Origin of the sequence: Flavobacterium gelidilacus DSM 15343 (assembly GCF_000422685.1) — a bacterium.
GTDB classification, from domain to species: domain Bacteria; phylum Bacteroidota; class Bacteroidia; order Flavobacteriales; family Flavobacteriaceae; genus Flavobacterium; species Flavobacterium gelidilacus.
In genome coordinates, this window is the sequence record NZ_AUGN01000026.1 from 1 (window position 1) to 7583 (window position 7583).

The following is a 7583-nucleotide window of genomic DNA, read 5'->3' on the forward strand; positions in this document are numbered from 1 at the left end:
TCTATTTTGGAATTTTTTTAATCTAAAATTTGTCTATATTTGTTAAGGCTTGGTTATCAATCAGCAAAACTGAAATAAAGCCGCGAACCGTTGTGTGATATTTTGAGAGAAAATCCGGAAAATAAGAAATAATGGAAGAAAAAAAAATAAAAATTGAGACTCTAAAAAATTATGATTTAAGTGAACTTGACTTTAAAGGTTTAAATCTGAATTGGGACACTTCGAAATGGAATAATATTTTAGAAAGTTTACATAATTTTAAAGGAATAGATTTCAATTATCCATTTTTAACAAATAATTTACCTTCAACAAGAAAATCAACTTCAGAAACTGCGGTTAAACATTTAAAAGAAGCGTATCATAATGGAAATTTGAATTTTGTTCTTGGTGCAGGCATTTCATCTGAATTTGGAATACCAACATGGGATAATCTGCTACAAAGGCTATTAATGACAACAATAGAGCAAGAAACAGAAAAAGCAGTTATATTATCTAAATTTTTTTCAAAAATATTTAATCCAAGCTCATTAATAGCTGGAAGATACTTGGAGGAATCATTTAAAGATGATAAAGTAAAAAATAAGTTTGAAAAAAGTGTTAGAGAAGCATTGTATGAAACTTATAATGAGCAAGCTGAATCATTAATAATAGATGAAATAGTGAAATTTTGTCTTGCTCCTGGAAATAGTCCAAATCTTGATGGAATAATAACTTACAACTATGATGATATTGTTGAAACTAAATTAAAAGCAAAAAATTTAGATATGCCTTTTGAGTCAGTTTTTGGTCAAGCAATTAATCCTGACAGTAATGTATTAAAAATTTATCATGTTCATGGTTTCTTACCAAGAAATGGCAATATTGGAAATGACAATAAAATTACATTAGGTGAATTTGTTTACCATGAACAATATAGTAATACTTATAGCTGGAACAATATCGTTCAAATAAATAAATTTAGAGATAAAACATGTCTTTTTATTGGAACATCTTTAACTGACCCAAATATAAGACGCTTACTTGACATCTCAAAAAATCAAAAAAAATCTAATAAATATCATTACATATTTAAGAAAAAAATCAACAAAACTTGGTTGAAAGAAGCTATCAACAAGATGATATCTGATAATCCTGAATTAAAAAATGATAAAAATAACATTGATTTGAAAATTGATGAAACTATCGATTTTTTAATAGAACTAAAAAATCGATTCGAAGAAAAAGATTCAGAATCATTGGGTGTTAAAACAGTTTGGATAGATGATTATGATAAAGATATTTCTGAAATATTAAAAAAGATAAGGCTTTAAAAAAACATCACACAACAGCGGTTTTGCGAGATTGCGAAATATGTGGTAAATTCACGTTTATCTTTCGCAAGAAATTCTATCTTAGCAGAAAAATCTCGGTTCCGAAGTTCGCAACCTCGCAAAGCCGCGAAACGTTAGCAGAAAATCACATGAAATATTTAATAATCAACAACTTAAAACCATTTAACTAATATAATTATGAAAAAAACATTTACTTTATTTATCATTCTATTATCGTTTGTTTCTTTTGCTCAAAATGAACAATCAACAACGAGAAAATTTATTGAAGAAGCTCAATTCACTAAAATTAGCAAAGACTGGAATACAATTGCAGAATTTAATTCTGGTATAGGTGAATATGTTAAATTTTTTCCAATCGAAGTAGTAAATTTAAAAAGTAATGCAAAACAAAATGCACTACAATTAGATATGTATATTAAAAAACCCGAAATTTACAAAACTGTTTGGGTAGGTTTAGATGAAATAGATGAATTTATAAATTTCATAGAAATAAATGTTATTCCAAATTTAGATTTAAAATTTAAAAAAAAATCAACAGAATTTATTTTCAAAGCAAAAGAAATGACTTTTTCTTATTTAGTAGATGAAAAAGAAAAAAGAATTTCAATTAGTCTTAATAATTACGAAAAAGATGGTCAATTAAATTATTATTTTTGGACAGAAACCCAAGTTAATAAAATTCCAGAGTTGTTAAAAGTTTTAAAATTAATTAAATAATTATTTATGAAAAAAATATTAATTTTTATATGCTTTATTTTAACAATAGTAACATATTCCCAATCTAAAGATCAGTTCAGAGTTGATTACGATAAAATTTCATTTTTTGATTCTGAAACTAAAAAATGGTCTGAATGGAAAGATGGTTATAATACTTTTGTTATTAATTATAATGATAATAAAGATGTCGCACACTTTAAAGCTAATGGCGAAAAAGTTATTTATAGAAGGATTTCAGATGAAATCAAAGAAGGTTATACTCCAATTGGAAACGAACATTATCAAATAATTACAGCATTAGATGAAGATGGTATTACTTTTACCTTTCAATTATTTGACAATAAAGAAATAGGTTTAAAAATAATTTATAATAATTTAATGATACAATTTAGTAAAATATAAAATCTTCTGCTAACAACGGTTTTAAGAAATTTGGGTTATATTGCTGAATTTAAAGTTTGTTTTGTACTTTTAATATTAGGTGTTTAACTGAAAGTTTCGGACTAAGTTTTCCCAAACTTCTTAAAGCCGCAAAACGTTGTGCGTTATAGTTGAAAAATTCGTTTTCAAATGAATATTTATTGCAAATTTCAACCTAAATTTAATAAAAGTTTGTGTTTGAATTCTTGAAATTTTTGCGTCTTTTCTTTGTAGAAAATCTTACTTGAAATTTTTGCGATTTCTGAACTTTGTCGAAAATTATTTTGCGAATATTTTGTGTTTAATGTGAAAATTTAAAACTGAACTTTGTCGAAAGACTTGTGTGAATTGTTTTGTGAAAATTCAATAAAATCATCAAAATATTAAATCATTAAAAAATTTAGTTTTTAGCGTAAAAATTCTGAAAATCATTTAATCATCAAAATCATTTTAAAATCAAAAAACTGAACTTTGTCAAAAAGTTTGTGTGAATATTTTGCGTGAATTTCTTTGCAGAATATCTTTGTATTGATTCTTTAAATTCAAAATACATAAATTCATTCTGAATTGACGCAATTTGAATTAAAGTTACTACAACGCACAACAACGGTTTTATTCAATTTTGCAAGTTTGGTTTTTTTCTATTTTGGAATTTTTTTAATCTAAAATTTGTCTATATTTGTTAAGGCTTGGTTATCAATCAGCAAAACTGAAATAAAGCCGCGAACCGTTGTGCGTCATGCCGAAAAATCGCGAAAACATTAAACATTTAGAATAAAAAAATGCTATTTAACTCTATTGACTTTGCAATATTCTTGCCAATTATCTTTGTTTTATATTGGTTCGTCACTAATAAAAACTTAAAACTACAAAATACATTAATTGTACTATCAAGCTATATTTTTTATGGCTGGTGGGATTGGCGATTTTTATCATTAATTATTTTTAGTACTATCGTAGATTATTTAATTGGTATAAGCTTATCAAAACAAGAAAATCAAAACAAAAGAAAAATACTATTATGGACAAGCATTCTTGTAAATCTTGGATTTCTTGGCTTCTTTAAATATTATAATTTTTTCCTTGATAATTTTATTACTGCCTTTTCGTTTTTTGGAACTGAGATAAATGCAAATTCCTTAAACATAATTTTGCCTGTTGGAATAAGTTTTTACACCTTTCAGACATTAAGCTACACAATAGATGTTTATAAACGGAAACTTGAACCTACTTACGACTTTATTGCATTTTCTGCATTTGTAAGTTTCTTTCCTCAATTAGTTGCTGGTCCAATTGAACGAGCAACTAATTTGCTGCCTCAATTCTATAAAAAAAGACATTTTGATTACTCAAAAGCTGTTGACGGAATGCGACAAATACTTTGGGGATTATTTAAGAAAATAGTAATTGCTGATAATTGTGCGCATTATGCCAATATCATTTTCAACAATTCATCTGAATATTCTGGAAGTACTTTAGTTTTGGGAGCAATATTCTTTACGTTTCAAATTTATGGAGATTTTTCAGGTTATTCGGATATAGCTATTGGTACATCCCGACTATTTGGTTTTAATTTAAAACAAAATTTTGCTTTCCCTTACTTTTCAAGAGACATTGCAGAATTTTGGAGACGTTGGCACATGTCGCTTTCTACTTGGTTCAGAGATTATCTTTATATTCCTTTAGGAGGTAGTCGCGTAGGAACTTGGAATAAAATCAGAAATGTATTTATTATATTTCTAGTGAGTGGGTTTTGGCATGGAGCTAATTGGACATTTATAATTTGGGGAGTTTAAATGCTTTGTACCTCTTGCCTATTCTTCTCACAAATAATAATAGAAATAATTTAAATATAGTAGCGCAAAGCAAAAACTTACCGAGCATTAAAGAATTTCTATTAATGTCAATAACTTTTGGACTAACTGTTTTTGCTTGGATATTTTTTAGAGCTGAAAATATTAGACATGCCTTTGATTACATATCTATAATTTTTTCAAAATCTATTTTTTCTATACCAACAATAAGACCTAGAGACCTTATTTTACTGATTATTATATTTAATCTAATTGAATGGCAAGGTAGAACTCAGCAATATGCTATTGCGAAATTAGGTTTAAATTGGGTTTGGCCCTTAAGACTTGCTATGTATTTCGCTATTCTTTTTGCCATATTTTGGTTTGGAGGAAAAGAACAACAATTTATATATTTTCAATTTTAATTATGAAAAAATTTGTTATTAAATTCTTATTAATATTATCAACGCTAATTTTGTTAATGACTATAGCTGATTACTATATAACAAAAAAGTTAAGAGCTAGCCACAATTCAGCAGGAGAAATAGAAGTCTGGAATGATATCTATAATAAAAATATTGATGCTGATATTGCAATATATGGTTCGTCTCGAGCTTGGGTTCATATAAGTCCAACTATTCTAGAAGATACATTAAATATTAAAGCATATAATTTTGGAATAGATGGTCAAAGTTTTCCGATACAATATTTGAGACATATAGAATATTTAAAATACAATAAATCCCCTAAAGTAATTATCGCTTCAGTGGATATTTTTAGCTTAGCAAAGACAAAAGATTTATATGGATTAAACCAATTTCTGCCATATATGCTATGGAATAATAATATCAAAAAATTCACTTCACCTTATAATGGTTTTAGTTATGAAGATTATTATTTTCCACTCATTAGATATTATGGTAATTTAAAAAAAATAAACTTTAACAAAATAAACAATGAACCTCTTAGATATAAAGGATATAAAGGAATGGAACGGGAGTGGAATGCCGATTTAGCAAAAGCTAAATTAAAAATGAATAAATATAATATAGATATTGATTCAAGTTCTATCAAATTATTTGAACAATTTCTGTTAGAATGTAAGACAGATAAAATAACGGTCATTCTTGTTTATACACCTGAACATATTGATGGCCAAAAATTCGTAAAAAATAGAAAGGAAATTATTAATATTTATAATGATTTTTCAAATAAATACAATTTACTCTTCCTTGATTATTCAAATGATGAATTATGCCAAAAAAAAGATTACTTTTATAATGCATCTCATTTAAATAAAAAAGGTTCTGAAATATTCACTAGTAAATTAAGTCATGATATAAAAGCACGAACGCACAACACCGTGTATAATTAATTGCTATTAAGTGTCTAATTCATAGGGCTTCTTGTCTAATTAAAGTCTGTTTTAATCCAAAAAATTCGAGCATATTTACACGCAACTAATCATACACATCAACGTTGTGCAACATTTGACAAAAAATCCAACTCAATAGAAAAATTAAACTTTCAACGAGAAAAAACCAATGACCGCAAAAGAATTTATTGAAACTTTGAAAATAATCGGTCAAGATTATTCGGGAGAAATTCCGAAAAGGGAAATATTCTCGTTAGCAAAAGAATATCAGCAAATTCCCGTAATTGAAGTTGTAAAATTGCTAAAAGATAAAAATGATAATCATAGACTTGGAGCTGTTTCAATTTTAGATTGGAAAGCACGTAATAAGAAAATTTCCGAAAAAGAAAAAAAAGAAATATACAGAGCATACATTGACAATCATAGTTGGATAGATAATTGGGGTTTGGTTGACAGAAGTGCACCTTATGTAATTGGAGGATATTTACACAACAAGGACAAAAAAGAATTATACGATTTAGCAAAGTCCAAAAATCCAATGGAAAGAAGAACTGCTATTGTAAGTACTTACTATTTTATTAGAAAAAATGAAATAGAAGATACATTTAGCATTGCAGAAATTCTCGTTAATGATGAAGACGAATATGTACAAAAAGCTGTTGGAAGTTGGATTAGGGAAGCTGGAAAGAGAGACGAAGATAAGTTGAAAAAATTCCTAAATAAACACGCGGAAAGAATGCCAAGAATTACGCTTCGTTATGCAATTGAAAAATTTGACAAGGAAACAAGAGAATATTTTTTAAATTTAAAGAATCAAAAGAGATAAAAATAATATTAAACAAAATGGGCAAAGATAGAATTACAGTTCAAACAAAAATTAAAGCACCAATCCAAAAGGTTTGGGAATTTTATACAGAACCAAAGCATATAACCAAATGGAATTTTGCGTCTAATGATTGGTGTTGCCCAAACGCAAAAAATGACTTGAAAAAAGGTGGAGAATTTACCTTGCGAATGGAAGCAAAAGATGGAAGTATAGGTTTTGATTTTACAGGCAAATATGAAAAGGTAGTTCCAAACGAATTGATTTCTTACAATATTGCTGATGGACGAAATGTTGACGTTGTTTTTTCCAAAAACGAAGACGGAATTCATCTAAAACAAACATTCGATGCAGAGGGAACAAATTCGGATGAGCAACAAAAAAATGGTTGGCAGGCAATTCTTGACAATTTCAAAGAATATGTAAATACAGAAAAGTAAAATGAGTGAAACAAGTAATTTTAAAACGGTTGCTGAATATTTTAATGCTCAACCAAATGAAACAAAAAAAGCACTTTTGAACTTAAAAAACTGCATTTTAAATGTTGAGCCAAATGCGACTGAATTATTTAATTACAATATTCCAGCGTACTCGTTAATTGAAGACGGAAAACGAGAACAACAAATTATGATTGCAGGTTATAAAAAGCACGTTGTATTTTATCCGCATCCGACAACTATGGAAAAGTTTGATAAAGAATTGAGCGAATATAAAAGAGGAAAAGGTTCGGTTCAATTTCCATTGGACAAACCACTTCCGAAAGACTTGATTGAAGAAATGGTTAAATACAGATTGGAACTTATAAAAAGTAATAGTTGAATAACAGAACGCTAAAAAACGTTGCACAACAACGTATATAAAACATAGCTATTACAGGATTTTCGAGAGGTTTTTGCTTATTTATTAAGTCCGCCAAATTTTTATTTTTGTATATTTAGAAATTAAAAGATAAATAGAAAAAATAAAAATTCGTCTCGTGTTTAATCCGAAAAATTAGCGTCTATTTACACGCTACGTTTCATATACAAGACCGTTGTGCGTTATAGTTGAAAAATTCGTTTTCAAATGAATATTTATTGCAAATTTCAACCTAAATTTAATAAAAGTTTGTGTTTGAATTCTTG

Annotated in this window: 7 protein-coding genes and 1 pseudogene; all 8 read left to right on the top strand. The window is 27.5% G+C overall.

The features are described 5' to 3' along the window. Positions 1-131 precede the first annotated feature (131 nt). The 8 genes and pseudogenes from G507_RS16725 (at position 132) to G507_RS0109220 (ending at position 7278) form a co-directional block, all read left to right on the top strand. Positions 132-1310: an SIR2 family protein gene (locus tag G507_RS16725; protein ID WP_051191570.1), complete on the top strand. Its 1179-nt coding sequence runs from the start codon at positions 132-134 to the stop codon at positions 1308-1310. 198 nt (positions 1311-1508) lie between these two features. Beyond that, a complete protein-coding gene (locus G507_RS0109190; RefSeq protein WP_026717214.1) occupies positions 1509-2048 on the top strand; it encodes a hypothetical protein in 540 nt (179 codons plus the stop codon). 6 nt (positions 2049-2054) lie between these two features. Further along, the gene (locus G507_RS0109195; protein ID WP_026717215.1) at positions 2055-2450 is read left to right on the top strand and encodes a hypothetical protein; all 396 of its coding nucleotides are present in this window, start codon (positions 2055-2057) and stop codon (positions 2448-2450) included. An 800-nt stretch (positions 2451-3250) separates the two neighbouring features. Next, a pseudogene (locus tag G507_RS16730) lies at positions 3251-4686 on the top strand (MBOAT family O-acyltransferase). 2 nt (positions 4687-4688) lie between these two features. Then, positions 4689-5636 carry a hypothetical protein gene (locus tag G507_RS0109205; RefSeq protein WP_157496552.1) on the top strand — a complete coding sequence of 316 codons (948 nt, stop codon included), beginning with the start codon at positions 4689-4691 and terminating at the stop codon, positions 5634-5636. A 169-nt stretch (positions 5637-5805) separates the two neighbouring features. After that, positions 5806-6462 (top strand): DNA alkylation repair protein, encoded by a 657-nt coding sequence (locus G507_RS16735; RefSeq protein ID WP_051191573.1) that lies wholly within the window; start codon positions 5806-5808, stop codon positions 6460-6462. Between the two features lie 17 nt (positions 6463-6479). Further along, the gene (locus G507_RS0109215; protein ID WP_026717217.1) at positions 6480-6899 is read left to right on the top strand and encodes an SRPBCC family protein; all 420 of its coding nucleotides are present in this window, start codon (positions 6480-6482) and stop codon (positions 6897-6899) included. Position 6900: 1 nt separating this feature from the next. Continuing rightward, complete coding sequence (locus G507_RS0109220; protein ID WP_026717218.1) at positions 6901-7278, top strand: iron chaperone; 378 nt, start codon at positions 6901-6903, stop codon at positions 7276-7278. The last annotated feature ends 305 nt before the right edge of the window (positions 7279-7583 follow it).